This window comes from Neoalteromonas arenosi (assembly GCF_030362855.1).
Classification (GTDB): Bacteria; Pseudomonadota; Gammaproteobacteria; order Enterobacterales; family Alteromonadaceae; genus Alteromonas_E; species Alteromonas_E arenosi.
In genome coordinates this window covers 106,648-129,154 of record NZ_JAUCBP010000007.1, presented here as the reverse complement: position 1 = coordinate 129,154, position 22,507 = coordinate 106,648, and the positions used below count along the sequence as shown (strand labels likewise).

Annotated in this window: 18 protein-coding genes; 7 read left to right on the top strand and 11 right to left on the bottom strand. The window is 46.9% G+C overall.

Features of this window, described 5'->3' with window-relative positions:
* Window positions 1–5: 5 nt before the first annotated feature.
* Window positions 6–2,054, top strand: coding sequence for a methionine--tRNA ligase (gene metG / locus QTP81_RS07095; RefSeq protein WP_289364662.1), 2,049 nt, complete (start codon window positions 6–8; stop codon window positions 2,052–2,054).
* 60 nt (window positions 2,055–2,114) lie between these two features.
* On the opposite strand, the gene QTP81_RS07090 is transcribed toward metG, so the two are convergent.
* Window positions 2,115–3,158, bottom strand: a complete 1,044-nt coding sequence (locus tag QTP81_RS07090) for a methyl-accepting chemotaxis protein (RefSeq protein WP_289364661.1) — start codon at window positions 3,156–3,158, stop codon at window positions 2,115–2,117.
* A 92-nt stretch (window positions 3,159–3,250) separates the two neighbouring features.
* Complete coding sequence (locus QTP81_RS07085; protein WP_289364660.1) at window positions 3,251–3,997, bottom strand: methyltransferase domain-containing protein; 747 nt, start codon at window positions 3,995–3,997, stop codon at window positions 3,251–3,253.
* Between the two features lie 90 nt (window positions 3,998–4,087).
* On the opposite strand from QTP81_RS07085, the gene gloB reads away from it, so the two are divergent.
* From gloB to QTP81_RS07070, 3 genes are all read left to right on the top strand, one after another.
* Window positions 4,088–4,879 (top strand): hydroxyacylglutathione hydrolase, encoded by a 792-nt coding sequence (gene gloB / locus QTP81_RS07080; RefSeq protein WP_289364659.1) that lies wholly within the window; start codon window positions 4,088–4,090, stop codon window positions 4,877–4,879.
* A 99-nt stretch (window positions 4,880–4,978) separates the two neighbouring features.
* A complete protein-coding gene (locus QTP81_RS07075) occupies window positions 4,979–6,571 on the top strand; it encodes a lytic transglycosylase (RefSeq protein ID WP_289364658.1) in 1,593 nt (530 codons plus the stop codon).
* 11 nt (window positions 6,572–6,582) lie between these two features.
* Window positions 6,583–7,617 (top strand): ion transporter, encoded by a 1,035-nt coding sequence (locus tag QTP81_RS07070; RefSeq protein ID WP_289364657.1) that lies wholly within the window; start codon window positions 6,583–6,585, stop codon window positions 7,615–7,617.
* Here the strand turns inward: QTP81_RS07070 and cysS are convergent.
* Window positions 7,614–8,990, bottom strand: coding sequence for a cysteine--tRNA ligase (gene cysS, locus QTP81_RS07065; RefSeq protein WP_289364656.1), 1,377 nt, complete (start codon window positions 8,988–8,990; stop codon window positions 7,614–7,616). The two genes, QTP81_RS07070 and cysS, sit on opposite strands and share 4 nt — an antisense overlap.
* Window positions 8,991–9,126: 136 nt before the next feature.
* Between cysS and QTP81_RS07060 the strand changes: the two genes are divergently transcribed.
* Both QTP81_RS07060 and QTP81_RS07055 read left to right on the top strand, forming a co-directional pair.
* Window positions 9,127–9,618, top strand: coding sequence for a peptidylprolyl isomerase (locus QTP81_RS07060; RefSeq protein ID WP_289364655.1), 492 nt, complete (start codon window positions 9,127–9,129; stop codon window positions 9,616–9,618).
* 50 nt (window positions 9,619–9,668) lie between these two features.
* Window positions 9,669–10,397 (top strand): UDP-2,3-diacylglucosamine diphosphatase, encoded by a 729-nt coding sequence (locus QTP81_RS07055; RefSeq protein WP_289364654.1) that lies wholly within the window; start codon window positions 9,669–9,671, stop codon window positions 10,395–10,397.
* 84 nt (window positions 10,398–10,481) lie between these two features.
* Here the strand turns inward: QTP81_RS07055 and QTP81_RS07050 are convergent, their stop codons facing one another.
* A complete protein-coding gene (locus QTP81_RS07050; protein WP_289364653.1) occupies window positions 10,482–10,793 on the bottom strand; it encodes a DUF2834 domain-containing protein in 312 nt (103 codons plus the stop codon).
* 129 nt (window positions 10,794–10,922) lie between these two features.
* Between QTP81_RS07050 and QTP81_RS07045 the strand changes: the two genes are divergently transcribed.
* Complete coding sequence (locus tag QTP81_RS07045; protein WP_289364652.1) at window positions 10,923–11,720, top strand: helix-turn-helix domain-containing protein; 798 nt, start codon at window positions 10,923–10,925, stop codon at window positions 11,718–11,720.
* A gap of 41 nt (window positions 11,721–11,761) precedes the next feature.
* Here QTP81_RS07045 and miaE read toward each other — a convergent pair whose 3' ends face one another.
* From miaE to QTP81_RS07010, 7 genes are all read right to left on the bottom strand, one after another.
* Window positions 11,762–12,529, bottom strand: coding sequence for a tRNA isopentenyl-2-thiomethyl-A-37 hydroxylase MiaE (gene miaE / locus QTP81_RS07040; RefSeq protein WP_289364651.1), 768 nt, complete (start codon window positions 12,527–12,529; stop codon window positions 11,762–11,764).
* Between the two features lie 71 nt (window positions 12,530–12,600).
* Window positions 12,601–13,431: a phytanoyl-CoA dioxygenase family protein gene (locus QTP81_RS07035; protein WP_289364650.1), complete on the bottom strand. Its 831-nt coding sequence runs from the start codon at window positions 13,429–13,431 to the stop codon at window positions 12,601–12,603.
* Window positions 13,432–13,460: 29 nt separating this feature from the next.
* Window positions 13,461–15,887: a DUF305 domain-containing protein gene (locus tag QTP81_RS07030; protein WP_289364649.1), complete on the bottom strand. Its 2,427-nt coding sequence runs from the start codon at window positions 15,885–15,887 to the stop codon at window positions 13,461–13,463.
* 39 nt (window positions 15,888–15,926) lie between these two features.
* The gene (locus QTP81_RS07025; protein ID WP_289364648.1) at window positions 15,927–16,682 is read right to left on the bottom strand and encodes a hypothetical protein; all 756 of its coding nucleotides are present in this window, start codon (window positions 16,680–16,682) and stop codon (window positions 15,927–15,929) included.
* Window positions 16,683–16,778: 96 nt separating this feature from the next.
* Window positions 16,779–18,344 carry a sugar porter family MFS transporter gene (locus QTP81_RS07020; protein WP_289364647.1) on the bottom strand — a complete coding sequence of 522 codons (1,566 nt, stop codon included), beginning with the start codon at window positions 18,342–18,344 and terminating at the stop codon, window positions 16,779–16,781.
* A 20-nt stretch (window positions 18,345–18,364) separates the two neighbouring features.
* Window positions 18,365–20,260 (bottom strand): glycoside hydrolase family 3 protein, encoded by a 1,896-nt coding sequence (locus QTP81_RS07015; RefSeq protein ID WP_289364646.1) that lies wholly within the window; start codon window positions 20,258–20,260, stop codon window positions 18,365–18,367.
* Entirely contained in the window at window positions 20,261–22,462 is a 2,202-nt protein-coding gene (locus QTP81_RS07010; protein WP_289364645.1) for a glycoside hydrolase family 3 N-terminal domain-containing protein, read from the bottom strand.
* Between the last annotated feature and the right edge of the window lie 45 nt (window positions 22,463–22,507).

Sequence of the window (22,507 nt, the reverse complement as noted above, 5' to 3'; positions counted from 1 at the left end):
TCCACATGCCAACAAACGCAACACCAAACTCCGCCGCAGATAGGCGTCGAATCTTAATTACCAGCGCATTGCCGTATGCAAACGGCTCTATCCACTTAGGGCATTTGCTTGAGCACATCCAAACTGATATCTGGGCGCGTTTCCAGCGTATGCGTGGTCATGAGTGTTACAGCGTTTGTGCAGATGATGCGCATGGCACACCCGTTATGCTTAAAGCTCAGGAGCTCGGTATTACCCCTGAGCAAATGGTTGAGCAAACGCGTAAAGAGCACCATCAGGATTTACTCGACTTTCACGTTGAATACGATAACTACTACGTAACTCACTCCGAAGAAAATAAACAATTGTGTGAAGAGGTTTATAATCGTCTGCACGCCAATGGCTATATTAGTACAAAAACCATCAGTCAGCTGTTTGACCCGGAAAAGCAAATGTTCTTGCCAGACCGCTTCGTCCGAGGCACCTGTCCTAACTGTGGCGCTGAAGACCAATACGGCGATAGCTGTGATGTATGTTCAGCAACCTATAGCCCAACGGAACTCAAAAATCCGCGTTCAGCTGTGTCTGGTGCTACCCCTGTATTAAAAGACTCAGAGCACTACTTCTTCGACCTGCCACAATTTGAAGGCATGTTGAAAAGCTGGTTACGCAGTGGCGCAGTGCAAAACGAAATGGCCAACAAACTCGAAGAGTGGTTTGAGCAAGGTCTGCAACAATGGGATATCAGTCGTGATGCGCCTTACTTTGGATTTGAAATTCCCAATGCACCGAATAAATTTTTCTATGTATGGGTAGATGCCCCCGTAGGCTACATGGCCAGTTTCCTGAACTTGTGTAATCAAGTCGGTCTTAACTTTGACGATTTCTGGCAAGAGCAGTCAAACACTGAGCTTTATCACTTCATTGGTAAGGATATAACTTACTTCCACTGCTTGTTCTGGCCAGCTATGTTAGAAGGCGCGGGCTACCGCAAGCCAACAGGTGTAAATGTGCATGGATTCGTGACGGTAAACGGCGCGAAAATGTCAAAATCGCGCGGGACTTTTATTAAAGGCCGTACTTACCTTGATCACTTAAATCCAGAATACTTACGCTACTACTTTGCATCTAAATTGAATGATTCGGTTACAGACATCGATTTAAACTTCGAAGACTTCGCGCAAAAAGTTAATGCTGATCTAGTCAACAAAGTGGTCAATATTGCTAGTCGTTGTGCCGGCTTTATCACTAAGCGCTTTGATGGTCAGTTATCTGGACAATGTGCGAATGAAGACTTATTGGCCGCGTTTACAAGTGCATCAGAGTCCATTGCCCAGTTATACGAGTCACGTCAGTACAACAAAGCGATCCGAGAAATTATGGCCTTGGCTGATCGCGCAAACCAATATATTGACGCGGCAGCGCCATGGGTCACGATCAAAGACGAAAGCAAGCAAACCGAAACTCACGATGTGTGTTCATTAGGTATCAACTGTTTCCGTATTTTGGTCACATACTTAAAGCCAGTTATGCCAAAGTTGGCCGAGCAAGCCGAAGCATTCTTGAATGACACATTAACGTGGGACAGTGCTCAACAGCCGCTATACAACCATGCTATCAACAAGTTTAAACCAATGATGCAGCGCATCGAGATGGATAAAATCAACGCGATGATTGAAGATTCAAAAGAAACCATTAACGCTGAGGCGCCGGCCAAACAAGCAGAGCGTACGACCGACCCAATCGCCGAAACCATCAGCTTTGATGAGTTCGCCAAGGTTGACTTACGCGTGGCTAAGATTGTTAACGCAGAGCATGTAGAAGGTGCTGACAAGCTATTGTGTTTGACCTTGGATATTGGCGATGAGCAGCGTCAGGTGTTTGCCGGTATTAAGTCAGCCTATGCCCCCGAAACACTGGTAGGTAAACACACCGTGATGGTGGCTAACTTAGCGCCGCGTAAAATGCGCTTTGGTATGTCTGAAGGTATGGTATTGGCGGCGGGTCCCGGCGGTAAAGACTTATACATTCTAGAGCCGCACGAAGGTGCAACGGCTGGTATGCGCGTAAAATAAAACAACCATGAAAAAAGCCCAGCACTTGCTGGGCTTTTTCTTGCTACTTATAGGGCCTGTTTATACTTCCGCTACTTCCGCAAGTTTGCTTAAAAGTTTATTGGCGCTGTTTTCGAAACGCTCCAAACCGGAGCTATCAACCGCACCGTTTGCCTGACTCTTGGACAATAGTTGAGTCGCCGCATCCGCAAACTGACGATATAAAGTATCCAGTCCGCGCATATCTGCACCCACCGTTTCCTCTAGGTGAGCAAACTGTGAATCACTGAAGCCTGGCAAGCTGTGCGCCTGACCTTGCGCGAGAGCTTCGTAAACAGCGCTCTTCAGCGCCAATACTTCCAACTGTGAAGCAGACAATACGCCATCTGTCGCTGAAGCATCGATAGTTGCCCGCATATTCCGGGCCAGACTCAAAATGTTTGACACGCGCTGACTAACATCACCGGTTTTACCCACTAATTCGCGTGATTTCTCCGATACTTCATTAATATTCGTTTCAATATTGCGAGTACCCTCTTCAATCTTTGCCACCAAATTATTGATTTCTTGAGTTGATTCAGAAGAACGCATCGCCAAATTACGCACCTCTTCAGCAACAACGGCAAAGCCTCGACCGGTTTCACCTGCACGTGCCGCCTCAATGGCTGCGTTTAGAGCAAGTAAGTTGGTTTGCTCGGCGATTGAGTTGATGACCACCACAAAGTTGCTAATACTGCTTGCTAAACCCGACAACTCGCCAGCATGCTTAACGCCTCGCGATGAGATCTCATCGATCTGACTCAAGCCCGCCACTGTCTCATCCAGCACTTCTGAAGAACCGGTAAACACCTCGTCAGACGCTTTCAGCTTGGCTTTCTGCTCAGAAAGTGAGTGAGAAGAAAGGGTTAATTTATCCCTCACACTGGCAACCGAATGGCCCGCTTGGGCTACAGCAGCTACCAGTCGTTTAGCTGCCTCGTATTGACTTTGAAACTGTGCGGCCTGTTCAGACTCGGCATTCAGTTGATTTTGTAGATCAGTGATGCTGGCTTCAAGCGCCGCATTACGCTGTTCTAACGATTTAATTTTCTCTAGGTCTTCAGCTTTCGATTTTCTGGCAAACATTGAACGTATACTCACCCAAATTGTTTATGATTTTTATCTTCATTATCTGTATCGACATGCAAACCAATTTCTTCACAACCGGAGATAACATTTTATGCTTTAGTCGCTTTCGCAACTCGCACACTAGCTCCAACGGCTGAAAATTTCGGTTTAAGTCGCCAAGATGGCTTCACTAAGGATAGCGGAATTTCACGTTTTCGGGCAACAATCACATAAGCAGCCCCACTCCACGGTAAATAACGCTGACAAAAACGGTTTAACCAACGCATCGGCGCACTACTTCGATTCAGAAATAACGAGAAATGTGCTAGCTTGCGCTGCTCGATAATCTCAAACCCCAATAATTGTAGCCAATCATTTACGCGGCCTTGTCGAAAATAACGCGCTTTGGCCAACAAACTGCGACGTTTAATGGGGAGTAAGTGTAGCAGACCATCTAGACTAAACGGGTTTAAGCCTGTGATAATCACGTGGCCGTTAGGCGTAATAATTCGGTCGACTTCGCGCAAAATTTGGTGTGGATCGGCGCTAAAATCTAACTCATTGGCCAGCAGTACTGCATCGATGCTATTTTCTGTCAGCGGTAAATCAGTGGCTTTTGCGACGATGGAAGAATAAGGTTGTTGTCTAGCAGTTATCGCAATTTTGTGGTTAATTGTGCATTCATCACACTTGATCTCTGCACTCAAATTACCCAGTTTTAAAAAGTGATAACCAAAACACATGCGCAGACTCGGGCCACAGGCGTTCGCAATAATCTGCTGTAATGCCAATCCACTGGTCAATGCCGCCCAAGACTGGGGATATTCAGAATGCTCTCGCTTTAAAGCGGCTTTCATTCGCGCGAGTGACTCCTGTTAAAGCGTTGCTTACCTAGTAAACCTTGCCTTATAGTACAGCACAGATTGGCTCGAAAGAGAATTAACCTGATGTCACAGCTTAAACTTCCTGACAATGTCGAGTTAACGCCAGTACCAGCGTTTACTGACAACTATATTTGGACGTTTTTCAACGCGTCTAGCTGCGTGGTCGTCGACCCGGGCGATGCCCAACCTATTCTTGACTTCTGTAGCCAGCGAAACCTCATTCTTAGCGCGATAATAATTACCCATCATCATGCCGACCACACAGGTGGAATTGCAAAACTGTGTGAGGAGTTTCCAGACATTCCAGTGTTTGGCCCCAACAATAGCCAGATCCGAGGATTAACCGAGCATCTTGGCGAAGGTGATTCAATCACTATCCCGGCACTCGATCTAACCTTCAACGTCATTGAAGTACCCGGTCATACCCTTGACCATATTGCTTATATCGGCCATGGTGGGATCTTATGCGGCGACACGCTGTTCAGTTGTGGTTGTGGTCGATTATTTGAAGGCACTCCTGCTCAAATGCAACAGTCGCTGGCGAAAATAATGGCGCTGCCGAGCAATACCCAAGTGTGGTGCACGCATGAATATACGCTAGCCAATATTGATTTTGCGCTCAATGTAGAGCCAAACAATGGTGACTTACAAGACTATGCGCAGTGGGCAAGGCGACAACGCGCCAATGATTTACCCACGTTACCTAGCTCCATTGGTATCCAACAACGCGTTAATCCATTTGTCAGAGCCAGTTCTATAGAAGTTAAACAAACCGCAGAAAAAAACGCCAATCAAACGCTCGACGATGAACTTGCAGTTTTCACTGCGGTCAGACGCTGGAAAGATAACTACTAAAACCGTGAACACACAGCGATTGGTGCCAAGACTCGAAACAGAGTAAACTGAAGTGCTTGTTGTTTCGCTTTTTATTTTAGGGAAGGTTGTACGCTCAATATGAAGTCTGTTGTCGCCAGTGCTGGCATTGTTTTATCTCTTACTTTAGGTGGTTGCGTGACCACAGCGTCCGTTGAGCCAATTGCCGAAGTCGAGCCAGAGGCCGTATCTGAGCACGAGGGAGTGGTTGAAATCATCCACCCGGTAGACGTCGTTGAATTTAATTTAAGTGAGCCGGTTGAACCGGTAGAGCCAGAAATTGAACCTAACCTATGGATGTATGCTGCCGCGCAGTTTTCCTTTGAAATGACTGACAACCCCCGTTTAGTTGCGCAGCGCAATTGGTACTTACGCCACCCCAGTTACATGAGTCGTGTATCAAAGCGCGCCAAGCCATTTTTGTATCATATTATTCAGCGCATTGAAGAGCGCGGAATGCCGATGGAACTGGCGCTTTTACCTATCGTGGAAAGTGCTTTTGACCCCTTTGCCTACTCCCACGGCAGTGCTGCTGGCATGTGGCAATTTATTGAAGGCACCGGTAAACGATTTGGTTTGCGCCAGTCGTGGTGGTACGACGGTCGCCGTGATGTGATTGCATCCACCGAAGCAGCATTGGATTACTTAACTTATCTGCACCAGTTTTTTGATGGTAACTGGTTGCATGCATTAGCCGCATATAACAGTGGCGAAGGCCGGGTGCGCAATGCGATCCGCAAAAACAAGCGTGCCGGCAAAGCGACCGATTTTTGGTCACTAGAATTACCCCGCGAAACTCGCGCCTATGTGCCTAAATTGTTGGCGCTAGCAGATATTCTGCGCAACCACGAGCAATATGATTTTGCCTGGCCCAGTATTGATAATTCACCCGCTATCGCAGTAGTCGACGTCGACAGCCAAATTGATTTAGCCGTAGCAGCTGGATTTGCCGACATGACAGTGAAAGAGCTCTCAGCACTGAACCCAGGCTTTAATCGTTGGGCAACCGATCCAGATGGCCCACACCAATTGGTGTTGCCGATTGATAAGCAAACCACATTCACTAATGCAATAGCCAAAGCGGACGACTCACAGCGCTTAAATTGGGAGCGCCATCAAATTCGCTCAGGCGATAGCCTGCTGAAAATTGCCAAGCAATATCACACCACTGTCGATGTTATAAAGCAGGTCAATGGGCTCAACGGCAATATGATCCGTGCCGGTCAACATCTACTTGTTCCGGTCGCCCTGCGCTCCTTAGATGAATATGTATTATCCAACGAACAGCGTTTAGAGACGATTCAAAGTCGACAGCGCCAGGGTCATCAGATAACTCATACGGTTGCGTCTGGCGACACGCTTTGGGACCTCTCTCGTCACTACGATGTTTCTTCAGCACAAATTGCTCGCTGGAACGGCATGGCCCCCAAAGATATGCTCAAGCCCGGTCAAAAATTAGTAATTTGGCTAGACGGCGATAGCCGCCATTTGACTCAAGTCACGCGCAAGGTTACCTACACAGTGCGCCGCGGTGATTCTCTGTCGCGCATTGCGCAAAAGTTTAAAGTGCGCGTGTCTCAACTCAAGCAATGGAACAGTTTGTCCAATCAAAAGTACTTGCAGCCGGGCCAAAAATTAACGGTTATTGTTGATGTTACTGAGGTTGCCAGTTAAGGCTTATTATTGTGTTAAAGATCAATCGAGAAAACCTAAAAGCCAGTCACGAGGCCCCTTGGTTATTCCTCGACATGATCATGTTGGGTGTATTGTTTTTCAATTTACTCTGGCTGTTGTTTGACGCACTATACGGCACCGATGCAGTGTTCGCATGGCTGTATGATGTTTTTCCTACCATGACCCTCGCCTATCAACCGGTGCACGATAACTTTTTATTTGTTGAGCTGGGGTTTATCGCGGTCTTTTTGACCGAATTTGTTGTGCGTTGGATAGCTGCTGTTGTCCGCAACACCTACCTGCGCTGGTACTTTTTTCCCTTCGTACATTGGTATGACTTAGTCGGCTGCATACCGCTGGCTGCAACTCGTATTTTCCGTTTTTTACGCATCATTTCGATTTTGCACCGCTTGCATAAATTCAAAATAATCGACCTAAACGAAACGGCTTTATTTCGCTTTTTAGCTTTTTACTATGACGTGTTTGTGGAAGAGCTCAGCGACCGAATCGTAGTTAAAGTATTGTCGGATGCACAAAAAGACATTGCCGCCGGGTCACCGCTCATCGATGCTATCACCCATGACGTTTTAATGCCGCGCCGCCCTATTATTACCCAGTGGGCAGCCTCAACGCTAAACCATTTGGGCACATCAATCATGGATCCTGAACATGGCAAAGTGATCCGCGAGCATGTACTAAACAGTGTAGGCAAAGCTATTCGAGGCAACGTTCACGTTAATGCGATGAAGATAGTCCCAGTTGTTGGTAGCACGATCGAACGCACCCTAGAAGCAGCTGTCACCGATATTGTGACGCAATCTATCATCAACTTACTCAACGATCTAAGCGCCGCACAAATCGAAGAGTTCATCAAGCACGGCCTCACCCATGAAAGTGAGGAAGAACAAGCGTTGGACAGGGAAGTATTATTAGTCGTTAATGAAGTACTTGAGCTGGTGAAACACCACGTAGGTGAAAAACGCTGGAAGGTTGAACTGGCAGCGCACAAAGAAGCGCGCGCTGCCGCAAAACAAACTGAGATTTAAATCCGACGCCAAGTCGTACCTTGCGGGCCGTCTTCTAGCTCAATATTCATCGCCTTGAGTGCATCCCGAGCGGCGTCAGCTGCGGCCCAATCTTTACTGGCGCGCGCGTCATTACGTTGCTTGATCAACGCTTCAATCTCCGCATTGTCATCATCGCTGCCACCTTGCAGGTAGGCTTCTGGCGCGAGTTGTAATACACCTAAAACACTACCGAGATGCACCAATACGTGCGCTAACTCAGCGCTACGGCCGTCTTCAGCTTTGGCTTTGTTTAGGTCTTTCGCTACTTCAAACAGCACTGCAATTGCTTCAGGCATGTTCAAGTCATCGTCCATCGCCGCATTGAATTTTGCCAAATAGCCGCCAAAATCATTCGCAGTGTGAGGATTGGGCTCGACACCGCGCAAGGCTGTATACAAACGCTCCAACCCTCCTCGGGCTTGAATGATGTTGTCTTCAGAATAGCTCAGCTGACTGCGATAGTGCGCCGAAATCAAAAAGAAGCGCAACGTTTCTGAATCGTGCTGTTGCAGTACATCTCGCAACGTGAAGAAATTGCCCAATGACTTAGACATTTTCTCATTGTCGACCTGCACCATTCCCGCATGCATCCAAGTGTTCACGTACGGTGTATCAAACGCACAGCAAGACTGCGCAATTTCATTTTCATGGTGCGGGAAAATCAAATCTGAACCACCACCGTGGATATCGAAATGCTCACCCAAGTGTTTGTGATTCATCGCCGAACATTCAATATGCCAACCGGGACGTCCATCGCCCCAAGGTGATGACCAGCTCGGCTCTCCCGGCTTAACCGCTTTCCACAATGCAAAGTCCATCGGATCGCGCTTTTGTTCATCCACATCAACGCGTGCGCCTGCATTTAGCTGCGATAAGTCTTGCTTACTCAATTGACCGTACTCGGCAAAGGTACCCACCTCAAACAGCACATCACCGGATTCGGTAACGTATGCATGCCCCTTGTCAATCAAACGCTGGATTACGGCGATAATTTCGGCCATATGCGTTGTCACACGTGGCTCAACGTCCGGCTCAAGTAAGTTAATCGCCGCAAAATCTTCGTGCATCATAGCAATGGTGCGCTCGGTCAACTGATCGGGCGTTTCATTATTTTCATTGGCCCGCTTGATGATCTTGTCATCGACATCAGTGATATTGCGCACATAGGTAACATCGTAGCCTCGCGAGCGCAGATAGCGAACAAGTATGTCAAAGCTGATGTAAGTGCGGGCATGGCCCATATGACACAGGTCGTAAACCGTAATACCACACACGTAGATGCCAACCTTATTATCTACACGAGGTGTAAAGGTCTCTTTTTGGCGCGTACGGGTATTAAATAATTGCAACATGGTTTACCAACCTTATTAAAAAATTCGGCGCGCAGTGTAGCAAATTGCAGCCAAGAGTACAGTAATTCACGTCTGCATTGGTCTAGTCTGCGTTTGCTGTTACACTGCGCCTACTTTGAATTTGAGGACAACTTTAATGGTCACTATCCAAACAACAATGGGTGATATCAAGCTAGAACTTTTTGCTGATAAAGCACCTAAAACTGTCGAAAACTTTTTAGCCTATGTCGACAGTGGTTTCTTCGATTTAACTATCTTTCACCGTGTGATCCCTAACTTTATGATCCAAGGTGGTGGTTTTGAAGCTGATATGACACAAAAAGACACCAACGCACCGATTGAAAATGAAGCTGATAATGGTGTCGCGAACAAGCGCGGAACCATCGCAATGGCACGCACTAACGATCCTCATAGTGCCACGTCACAATTTTTCATCAATACCGCTGACAATGATTTCTTGGATTTTAAAAGCCCAACACCCAGTGGCTGGGGTTACTGTGTGTTTGGCGAAGTCGTTGAAGGTTTAGACGTGCTGGATAAAATCTCTGGTGTCAAAACCGGCAACCACGGGATGCATGCTGACGTGCCAACCGTACCTATTATTATTGAAAAGGTTTCGGTCGCTTAAGCCGAGCCGCACACTGAACGGAGGGCCTTTGTGCCTTCCGCCGATATTTTATGTCTGTTACCTATTTTATTTCTGATCTTCACCTCGGCGAAGATTTTCCTGCAATAACGCGCTGTTTTGAAGTGTTCATGCGCGAAAAAGCCCCCCATGCCGAAGCTTTGTACGTATTGGGAGACTTATTTGAAGTTTGGTATGGCGATGACAATAATTCGCCCTTTAATCAGCACATTGCAGCTGTTTTTAAACAAGTTGCTGAACATACCCCGGTCTTTTTTATTCACGGCAATCGGGATTTCATGCTCGGGCAGCGTTACGCAAACAAAGCGGGCTTTACAATCCTCAACGAGCAAACCGTTATCGACCTCTACGGTACGCCTACCCTATTGCTGCACGGCGATGAATTGTGCACTGACGACATTGCCTATATGAAGTTTCGCCGCAAATCGCGCTCTCGTTGGTGGCAAACCATGGTTAAAGCGCTGCCGTTAAGCTTGCGCCGTTATCTGGCTACACGGGGCCGCAAAAATAGTGAGTCGAATAAGATGCAACTCGCCGCTGATATTATGGATGTGACACCTCAGGCGGTCATTGAAGCATTAGAAAATCACAATGTTCAGCAAATGATCCACGGTCATACCCATCGCCCTGATATGCACCATTTGGAAGCCAACGGCAAGCCAGCAACTCGCATCGTGTTAGGTGATTGGTATGAACAAGGCAGTATGTTAGTGGCTACACCGGAGGGGCTAACCCTTGAAAACATACAATTTAGGCAATAGTACAGTAGTTAACCATTAACAATACCAACGCCATACAGAAAAATACAAATCGCTCTGGCATTGCCAGAGCTTTTTTATAGGTGTTTAAGCCGTTTGTAACTTTGGCTTTTTCGCTAATTCACGTACCACTAAGTAAACCAATATCGCCAGCGTCCCTGTGGTCAGGACTGCAACGATCCAAGGCCACACCGTTATACCCCGCGCTTTTGCATCGCCAATCATCCAGCTTGTGATGATCAAACAAGCAATCACCAAATCTATTAGGATTTGCAGACTTGATGGGTTAGCAAAGCCTGCCTGCCAAATGGCTATATAACCCACATCTAGCAGTAACCAACCAGAGTAAGCACCAAACAAAGCCAAAGTAACCAGTAGTAGAATAAGACGTACGTTCATAGTTTTCTCCTAAATGTTTGGTCACATTGTAGAAGCGAAGATAGTTACAGCAATTACCTGTTAGGTAATTGTCGCAATTTACGGTTAGGATAAATTATTAGCCGTTAAAAAATCATTTAAGATCAACTCATGAGCGACTCGCCGTTTTCAACCACATTAAAACGCTGGCGTAAAGTCCGTAAATATTCGCAGCTAGACTTATCACTGGAAGCCGGTATATCCCAGCGTCATCTAAGTTTCTTGGAGTCTGGCCGCTCTCGTCCTGGTAAAGATACCATTATTGATTTAGCTGAAGCGCTTAAAATGCCACTTCGTGACCGCAATCAAATGCTCAACAGTGCGGGCTTTGGCGCTATTTATAAAGAACGCGCCCTTGATGACGCCACGATGATCACTGTGCAAAATGCATTGCATATGACGCTAGAGCACCATATGCCCTTTCCTGCCGTTGTAGTCGATAGACGCTGGAATCTCTACATGGCCAATCAAGCCAGTAATAAGTTGATCAGCATTATTGGTGAGCCTGATCCCAGCCTGTTAGATGACGGTAAACTCAATATCTATCGCTTGACCTTTAGTGACAAAGGTTTGCGGCCCTTCATATCAAACTGGACTGAAATCGCGAATCCCCTTTTATTGCGATTACAACGTGAAGTCAGTGATGATCCGCAAAACACATTTCTAGTTAACTTATTAGAAGAAGCACAACAGCTAGCCAACGCACAAGACTATACAGCCGCAGATATCTCAGCAACAGTCGCGCCAGTTATGAGCTTGAATTTACAACTCGGTGATGTGGAGCTGAAAATGTTCAGCATGATTTCGTCTTTTGGGACGGCGTTAGACGTTACCGCTTCTGAGCTAAAGGTAGAAACTTTTTTCCCTGCAGATGATGCAACTAGTGAGTTTTTTAAAACGACTAAGTAACAGCTAAATACAAGAGTCAAAATTACAAGCCATGGTACTGCTTAGGCGGTCGCCATTGTGCACTCAGGTGTACCGCTGTGAAAGCGAAACTGCCCGTCATTCGCTTCGATAAGTGCTGACTCTTTCTGACCGAAAAACTGTACACGAGCCGAAATATCGCCGCCTTCAATCTTTTCAGCCAAAGTTAAATAGTCTTGAAAATGACGTGCTTCAGAGCGCAATAAAGACACGTAAAATTTTTCTAGCTCTGCATCTAAAAATGGGGCTAATTTTGCAAAGCGTTCACACGAGCGCGCCTCGATGTATGCACCGCATATCAGTGTATCGATTAGCTTGGCAGGTTCATGGGTACGCACGTGTTGCATCAAACCGCGAGCATACCTCGCAGCATTCAAGGTTGTATAGGGAATATCCCGTGCTTGCATGATTTCAAGAACCTGCTGGAAGTGATGTAATTCCTCTTTAATCAACAGCACCATTTTGTCAATCAACTCATCGCCATGGACAAAATCAGATTTACTAATCAACTTCTTAGATAAGTTGACGTGAGCGCTAAAATCCCCTGTTCCAATTTTGCGATACACGAAATCTTCAAACGGCTTTAGCCACTCTAGCAGTGCCTCACCGCTACTCTTATCCACTGCATAACGGCGTAACAACAGCATAGCTGTTTGCGCAGCTTTCAATTCACAATTGGCATGATCCACCAACAGCACAGGTAGGTTTTCAGGCTGCGTTGCTGCCTCAATCCATGCATCAGGTGTCTCGCAGTGTAAAAAGTCGTGAATGGGTTGTAACAGCGCGTTCAAAACGCAATACCTTATTACTAGTGAAAAACCGCGCTAGTGTAGCAAATTTATTAGTTTGTGGCTGGCAAAAATTAATCGAGTTTTACTGGCGCTGCGCGCAACCAGTTTCGCGGATCATACTGACTCGTGCCCGAGGTGATATGCAATGTAAATGCATGCCTTGAATGGTCAGACTGATTCGCGGCACTGAAATGGGGCAATAAACCATTGAACACTACCAGTGAGCCAGCCTTGACTTCTAACGCCACCGCTTCCTCGTCACTTGGCCAAGGTTGACTGTGCAATGTATGGAGCTCGGTATGGTCATTTTCATCGCGTGTGAACTGCTCTTTCAACGGAAAATTGGCACCAGACGCAGCCACTTGCAAACAACCGTTATGCAGGGTTGCATCTTCAATAGCAAACCAAAAAGTAACGACAGAAATTGGGGCAGTATAAAAATACGTCGCATCTTGATGCCAGCGGATTTCTCCACCGATTTTGGGTTGCTTGAAAATGTACATGGATTGGCGAATTTCTGGTTCAACAACGCCTACATCCTTTGCTATGTCAGCAATCAAGTCGGCGGTACTGAATGCCTTGAACACTGGGTCGTGCACATGCAGCGCGTGGGCAATTTTGTTAATACTCAAATGCTTTGCTTGCGTCAGGGTGCCATCAGGTGCAAAAGCATCTTCTTCGAAAAAGCAGCGCACTTTATCGTCTGACGTTAGGAAGTACTGGTCGCGATCGGTAAATTCCGAATGCGTCGAAAAGATTGCCCGCGTTGAGTCCGGGTCAAACTGATCTACGATGTCCATAGCAGCACTTTTTAGTGCTGCCATCTGTGCATCGCTAAACAATTGCTCAAGCACCACGTAGCCTTTTGACTCGAAGTGTCGTTGCTGTTGAAGCGTTAACATATTTACATCCCTGTACTGCGCTAAAAGGGTTAGGCTTCTAGCTTACTCATAATTCCAATGAGTGTCTTCTCAAGTTGACGAATAATCGATTGCGCCGCTGTGTCAGTTTGCGTTGCAGTAAGCGTCGCCGTGACTGTAGCTAACTTGCGCGACAAACTAAGATTGCCTTCACCGCGCTGCAAAACTTCATCTGCTTGAGATAACAAAGCGTCAATCTCATCGCGTTGACCGTTGGCAAACAAACCGTGACGTTCTAACTGGTCAAGGTATGCCAAAGCCACAACGGGTACGTCAGGCCAAGTGACTGGCAATTGTTGTTGTGGGTTGAATACATCGCCCATATCTGCCAGTTTTGCGGCAGCTATTTCATTCGCGCTCAAGTACTCACTTGGCTGTAAATCAAACACATCTAAACCACGAATAATTTCGGTACCGTAAATTTTTCCATTATACCAGTACGTCGACCAATAACCGGCAACGACCCGGCGCTCTTCGTGGATTGGGCCACGGTCAAAATACGCGATTTCAACCGGCTCTGTAGCCGTGAAGTCAATCACTGATAAACCACCTTGGTACCACGCTTGAGCAAAAATGTCGCGACCGGGAACCGGAATGATTGAGCCGTTATGGGCGACGCAGTTTTCCTGTTCAGATTGTGGCGCATCGATTTTATAGTAGCTTTGGAATTCGAGCTTGCCATCAACAATCTCATAAATAGCATTAGCGCCCCACGATTTGGGATCCGATGCGCGACAACGCGGTTGAATACCGCCGCCCCATTCATCCGTAAACAACACTTTCGTACCGTCATTGTTGAAGGTTGCTGAATGCCAATACGCAAATCCAGGATCCGTAACTTCGTCAATTCTTTGTGGATTGAGCGGGTCGCTGATATCCAAGATAATGCCATTTCCAGAGCACGCGCCTGCCGCCAAATTGGCGCTTGGGAATATGGTTATGTCGTGGCACTGATCAGTACGACGCGTGGTTTGAGTATCGTCACCATGATCACCTCCAAGCCACAACCCAGCAACGCGCCCTTCCGGATCAGCAAATACTGCTGGACTTGACGTGATCTTAGCCGCGGCGGGATTATCAATTGGTATTTCAATAACATCGATTCTGAACAATGCCGTGCGCTCATCGCCAGGTACATCGCCTACGCAACCGGCTAACTCCTCTTCATCGCGCACACCGGCCGTCCCGGAGTTATACACCACAACGCGCTCATCATCGGCGGATACAATTGAATGGGTGTGAGAGCCGCGACAGGTTTGCACCAGCCCCACTTGTTGTGGACGCGTAAGATCAGAGATATCGAAAATGCGTAAACCGCGGAAACGTTCGTCACTCACATCTTCATCTACACCTTGTAACCCACAATCAATGCGACCTCGGGTTTGCTCCACCGACATGATGAGTAAATCTCCTACGATCGACACATCGCCTTGACCACCTGGGCAAACAATCGAGCTCATAAGTTGTGGCGCTGCGTCATTACTGATTTTGTACACATTGAAACCGTGATAATTACCAGCCACTAGCACATCGTTAGCAAATGCCATATCCGTATTCCAAAAACTCAATAGTGGCCAGCGCTCTCCCCATTCGGTTTTAACGTCACCGCCTTCTAAATCTTCGTCACGAGATTCATTACTAGCTTCATCGCTCTCTTCCGTTGGCTTGACTGGCGGTAGATTAGCTGGATTTTCTGGGTCGAAAAATCCTCTCGGCTTGGGCAGCGAATGCGTCAATGTTAAATTCATGATTGCAGAGCCGGCGTCGTGTAAGCCGGCTACTAACCCCACGCGCGGATCGCCAGACAAACCCGCCAACATCTCATTCATGCGGGTAATCTCTGCGTTCTGATCATTGACAATATCATTCACAAAATCATACAACAACGGGTCATAAGCGGAACCGTCTTTACTCAACAAATCATTGACCATACGCACCGCGCCCTCGTGATGCGGTATCATTAAGTCGAGAAACTGACGATCAAAGTCTACGCCTGTTGATTCAGCTAATTGCTGCATTTGTGCAGCTGTCGCCATCCCCATCATGGCATGATCCATGTGCATGTGATGAGGTGATTCAATCGCTTCACCGCGCTCTTGTAACCAGTCGCGCATAAATCCAATTTCGTCAGTCTGGGATTTTTGAATCCGGCCAGCAATATCAATAATTTTTTCGTTATTGGTGCGCTCGGCAACCAGTTCTGCCATTTCTACCGCTTGAGCATGGTGCGGTATCATGTTTTGCATAAAGCTGACGTCGGCTAGGGTATAGCGCGTTTTACTCAGTTGAATCGCTTGCTCAGCGCTCAAATCTCGTGTTTCTTGTCCCGGCGCTCCAGGTTGCACTATCGGTGCATCTTGCGCTACGGCCAGACCGCTACTTACAGCTATGGCTAATAGGGTTAAACCAGAGATTAATGGTCTTTTATTGTTTTTCACGCTTACTAACTCCTTAGAATGTCCTCTATCCTCTGAGGCTTATAATCTTTTCAATTCGACTATTTCGATACCACAGTTAACGGGTAGTTGATTAATATGGCGCTTAAACTCGTCGAACCCACCTTCACGGTGCATGCGCTCGATGGAAGCCTGAAGCGCAGGTACTTTATCATTGTGCAGTCGATTGACTAGGTGATAACTGATAATTTCCATTTCCGATTCTCGCCGAACGTAAACTTGTTCCAATGCACTTTGGCAAAATAAGTTCAAGATTGTTGGTGGGCTACCGACTAAAACGTCGACTGCACCATTGGTTAACGCGGTTTTCAAAAACGTCAGGCTTTGGTCAAAAAAACAGTCCAAGCCAAACTTATCACAATAGGCTTTTCCTGCCTGAAAGCCGCCTACAATGGCAAATAAATGTTCTTGTGAACGGTTACAACGATTTGCATCGATACAAAAGAAGTGGATTGGATGGTGTAACATTGCGGCAGGCACAACGACTAGATTTGGGTATTGCTCAGCAACTTGTAAGACGCGTCCTGCTTCAGCATCAGTTTCTAACCTATCGGCCAGTTGCAGGCCGCGACGCGATGGATAAAAGCGCAGTTCAGGGGTAATTCTCAGTGGCGCATACATATCGTCAAATAGCCGCTGTATGATGGCGCGGCTTTGCGAGTCAGCGTAAACGTCGTTTACGCCGATAATATATGCATCTTGTTCGGCCGCGCTACTACTAAGTGTCCAACATGAAGCGGTGGCGAACACTACCAAGAACCTCACGAACTTGGGCATAATTCCCTTACTAGCTATTGGTTTATGTTTGTGGGATCAAGATTAACGCAATTGTCCGTTGTCGGACAACTGCGTAATGACAGAGATTTGCTGACTTTATATACGAGCAAAGCTGCGCTCAACTTCCTCAAGTGATTTGCCTTTGGTTTCGGGCAAGAACCGCATAACCAATACGAGACCAATGGCAGCGCATATTCCGTAGATTAGGAACGTCATTGCCGCACCCAAGGTAGCTAACTCCCATGGAAATACCAGTTGCACCAAAAAGCTCACCGCACTGTTCACTACGCCTACTAGAGAAATAGCAAGACCGCGGATCTGATTGGGAAAGATTTCTGAAAACATGACCCACATTACAGGGCCGAGTGACATCGCAAATGAAGCTACGAACCCGATGATCCCAACTAAAATCAATGTAGCGTTGATGTTCGTTGCTTGCTCCAATAGCTGACCTTGATGCTTGTTGTAGGTTTGCTCGTTAATATTTTGCTGTAATGCCTGCTTGAATTCCACGTCAGAGTTGAAGGTTTGCCCCTGCATATGCGTAAATTGTTCAACCTTCAAGTCGTCATGCTCGGCAGCTAATTGAACGACCTGCTCTGGCGTCAAAATATAGCTCGCTTGTTTAAAACCGTAGGCACAAATTGACATCGATAAAATGACACCACTTAAGCCTATAATGAGTAAAGGTTTGCGTCCAAATTTATCAATTGTGATCATCGCTACGATAGTGAAAATAACATTTACCACGCCAATAAACACAGCCTGCATAAAGGCAGCATTAGTGCCGACGCCACTCTGTTCGAAAATTGTGGGGGCGTAGAAGAAGATCACATTAATACCGGTAATTTGTTGCGCGATACCAACAATAAGCCCAATAAAAATAGGCCACTTCATGCGATTGCTAAACAGCAATTTCAAACCATTCGTGAGGGTTGATTTTTGCTCGCTCATTGACGCCTTAATGGATTCGATTTGTTGTACAACCTGATGGCTATCAAAGATTTTGCGCAGTACTGAGTCCGCTTCCTGTTCATAGCCTTTCATGATTAACCAGCGGGGACTGCGTGGAATAGTAAACAGTAAAACAAACCACAATAACGCTGGGATAATTTCCATCCCCAGCATCCAGCGCCAAACATTATCTTCAATGCCCAATTGCACCACCCAAGCTAAATCACTTTGACTCAACTGCAAGAAATAAAAATTACTGAAATAGGAAACAGAAAACCCCAAAACGATATTGAATTGATTGACTGAAACCATCTTGCCACGGTGTTCGGCTGGACTGATTTCTGCGATATATATCGGAGCAATCATCAACGAACAAAATGCCATACCGCCAATAAATCGGGCAATAATTAACATCCAATAATCAACTGCTAGCGCTGATGCAAGTGCCGAAATTAGATATAAAAAAGCGATAATTATGAGTGTTTTTCGGCGTCCAAAAGCGTCACATATTGCGCCAGCCGTTATCGTGGCGATAATACCGCCAAGCGTTGGCGAGCTGACCACAAATCCTTGCTGCCATGCAGTCAATGAGAACTCGGTCGTTACAAACCCTACAGCGCCAGAAATTACCGATGCATCAAAGCCAAAAATAAAGCCCCCCATCGATACGATTAAGGTGTAATACAAGACGGTTTTGTTGGCGAACATGAATGGTCCTTATTGTTATTTTAATTGGGCTTAAAGTGCGTACGCGCACTCGTTTCATTAGTGTGTTGCAGTATGCCTTGGCTGTTCGGTTCAGTATAGGAAAAACCGAAGCCCGGTGGCCACGCTTGCGCATACGGCATGCGATTAATCAGTGGCACTTGGCTTGTGTCGTGGGACTTAGCCAATACTGGCCAACTAAATGCTAAACGCCCGGTGAAGTTAACTTCACCTGCGAGTAAATCGGCAATACATTCCCCCTCAGATCCGGGGAGCCAAGCGATTACGAAAGCATCTGACAAGTTAATTTCATCTTCCACTATCAAGGGGCGACCGTTCAGCAGGACGGTAACAATAGGTATTTTGTGTTCACGCAGCGCATTTAGCAATGCAATGTCCTCTGGATGCAACACCTGTAATGCAGCACTTTTCCCATAGGGCTTGTGGATAGCTACATTGCCATCAATCCCTAAGCTAGATTGCACTAGCAAACGATCTGATGAACGTATGTCGCCCAAACCCTCAGCATATGAACGCTCCCCGATAACGACTACAGCCACATCAAATTCGCTTAAATTACTTTGTCGGATCCGACTGGGTAAGATTTTTTTTGCATCGGGAAACTGTTGTTTTAATCCTTGCCAAATAGTTGTCGCCCCGTCCATTCGCGCACCAGCGCCTTGCCACTCAATAGTAAAACCACCGCATTGACGCCCTGCATGGTCACAGTTTTTGCCGGTAACCAAGACCTTCTGAGTACAATCCAAGGGTAGAATATTGTTATCATTTTTTACTAAAACGCAGCTCTGCGCAGCGATATTTCGGGCCACCGTTCGGTGTTCGAGCGTTCCCAACAAGTTGTGATAAGGTTGACTGCGTTCACTGGGCGCTTTTTGCTCAAACAGTCCAATCGATTGTTTGGCGATCAAAATCCTTTCGACAGCATCATTAATGCGACTTATCGCTACGCTGCCCAGCTCAACGTGGCGAGCAAGCAGATCAATAAACTGCGCCCAGTTCGAGGGGATCATGAACATATCTATCCCAGCATTAACACTTTGCTCAATCGCAGTGTAGTAGTCGTCGTTGACATAACTAATGCCCTGCATATCTGAGAGCACCAACCCCTTAAACCCAAGTTGTTTCTTAAGACGCTCAGTGATCAGGTATTTATGGCTATGGCACTTATCACCGTTCCAACTGCTAAACGATACCATGACACTCATCGCACCGTGTTTAATTGCGCGTTCAAAGGGCAAAATATGTTGCTCTAGTGCACGCTCAGATATTCGTGTATCCCCCTGCTCGACGCCGTGTTCAGTAGCGCCATCACCAATCCAGTGTTTAGCGCAGGTCAATATTGGGTATTCCAGTCGGTCTGCATTTAAGGCTGTAATGTAGTGTTGAGCAAAATCAGCAACCTGTTTTGGGTCTGCGGAAAAACTCTCATACGTGCGCCCCCAATGATAGTGTTGCGCGATAGCGAGATTTGGACCAAATATCCAATCAGCGCCAATGGCTCTGATTTCATCCCCCGTAATTTGCGCGACCTTTTCAACCGCCCTACGACTATGGGTTGCCCCGAGCCCGATGTTATGTGGGAATACTGTTGCGCCAGATACATTCGAGTTACCGTGGATTGCATCCAATCCATATAAAATGGGAATAGCATTGTCTTTGCGATTTTTTGCGGCATGCCAAAACGCATCGATACGCTGTCGCCAATCGCTAGCACGATTATTCCCTGGGCAACTCCCAGCACTGCTCATAACGCCACCAAACGCATGATTGGCGACATCATTCGGTTCGCACATGGATTGATCAACCAGCGTCATTTGACCAATTTTCTCTAACAAAGACATACGACGCAGCATCTGCCGTGCGCGCTTTTGATAAAGAGAATATTGCGTATCATTCATTTATTGACTGATCCAATTAAACTCAGCTGATAAGTCACACGTGCTATCACCGCCAATCCATAGGGTAAATGTGCCTGTCTCAACCACATATTGACTGCGCTGATTATAAAAACCTAAATCTGCTCGACTGAGTGAAAAAGAGACTAGGCGTGACTGGCCCGCTGGAATGCTAATCCTTTGATAACCTTTAAGTTCTCGAACAGGACGCGAAACACTCGAAACTTTATCGCGGATGTAAAGTTGCACCACTTCGTCTGCATCTATTTTGCCACAGTTGACAACTTCTACAGTTACGTCTAATCGCTCTGTGGCACTAACCTCATGGCTACTTAGTTGGAGATTGCGGTATTCAAACTGAGTGTAAGACAAGCCATACCCGAACGGATACATCGGTGTAAAGTGTGTGTCAATATGCGATGCCGCCATACCTAGTGATGTTTGCTCTGCACGCATCGGGAATTGGTCCATATGGACATAATTATCGTGCGTCACTGGCCTACCGGTTGGTTTTTGGCCGTAATAAAGGGGGATTTGCCCAACCTTGCGCACAAAGCTAACTGGCAACTTCCCTGAGGGCGTTCGTTCCCCTAGCACAAGATCAGCGATTGCAGGCCCCGCCATGGAGCCCGGGTGCCATGCATAAAGGATAGCGTCAACAAAAGGTTCAATGCACTCAAGTGCAAGTGGCCGACCAGCTAGCACCACCAATATAATAGGTACATTACGCCCTCGTAACGTCCGGCTCACCGCTCGAATTAACTCTTCTTGTGCGCCGGGTAAGTCGAGCTCTGCTCGGCAATGTGCTTCGCCAGAGAGAATCGCTTCTTCGCCTAAACACAAAACGACTGCATCTGCGGCCGCTGCCGCGTCACAAGCCAGAGGGATACGACTGTTATCATGGTCACGAGTACTAGCAAACACCGGCAAGTAGTTCACTTCTACACGACGCTGCCTGAAACCATCGAGTACGGTCTGACTGATACTCACATCACCATCAAAAACCCAGGTACCTAATTGCTCATAACCATCATCAGCTAATGGACCGAGTAGAGCGATTCTTTGATCGCAAGCAATGGGCAGTGATGTACCGTTGTTTTTGAGTAAGACACAAGACTTTACCGCCGCTTCATAGGCCTCTTTAGTATGCTCTTCGCTGTTATAAGGTGAAGTGGCGCCTTGAAGATAATGCTGCTCGAATAGCCCCAATCTAATCTTCATCGCCAAAATGTTTAACACGGCAGCGTCTAATTTTTCGATTGTAATTACACCGCTGTGTAACAAAGCTTCTGCGTGATTGATAAACGTGCCACTGACCATCTCAATTTCAACACCGGCGTTAATCGCTTGCTCCGCCGCGGCTTTATCATTTTCAGCAACGCCGTGAACGGTCAACTGTTGCACAGAGCCCCAATCACTTACCACAACACCATTAAATCGCCACTCATGGCGCAACACATCAGTCAATAACCACTCGTTGCCACTAACCGGTACACCATTTAAGTCGCTAAACGATGTCATTACCGAAAGTACGCCAGCCTCGCATGCCGCTTTGAACGGCGGCAAGTATACGTGTCGTAATTCGTGCTCACTGACATTAGTCGTGTTGTAATCTCGGCCACTTTCACTGGCTCCATAGGCTGCGAAGTGCTTTGCGCAGGCGGCTATTGCCGTTGTCTGACTAGGATCTTCCGTTTGATAGCCACGTACCATTGCCGCTCCCATGCGAGCGTTGAGTAAGGGATCTTCACCAAAAGACTCGGCAATACGCCCCCACCGTGGGTCGCGCGATACATCTATCATCGGCGAGAATGTCCAATTTATGCCCACCGCAGAGGCTTCAATCGCACTGAGTCGAGCGCTGCGCTCGATGGTTTCATCACACCAGGTCGAGGCCAGTCCGATAGGTAGTGGAAAAACGGTCTTAAACCCATGAATAACGTCCCGTCCAATCAACAGCGGGATGCCATGTGGGCTTTCATTTACCGCAATGCTCTGCAATTGTGCGATAACTTCGGCATCGACCTCGTTTATCACAGAACCGACGTTACCCATGCGGACATCGTGTGCAAGTTGTTCTGTTACAACACCACCGGCGCCATTGACTTGATGCATTTGTCCCAACTTTTGCGTTACGGACATTTGGTCTAGCAAGTCTTTGGCACGTTGCAATTCTGGCTCGTTTAACGGGCTAGTGGTGGTCATTTACACTCTCATAGTTGCGCTTAAGAACGGCGTCGGGTCAGGTCA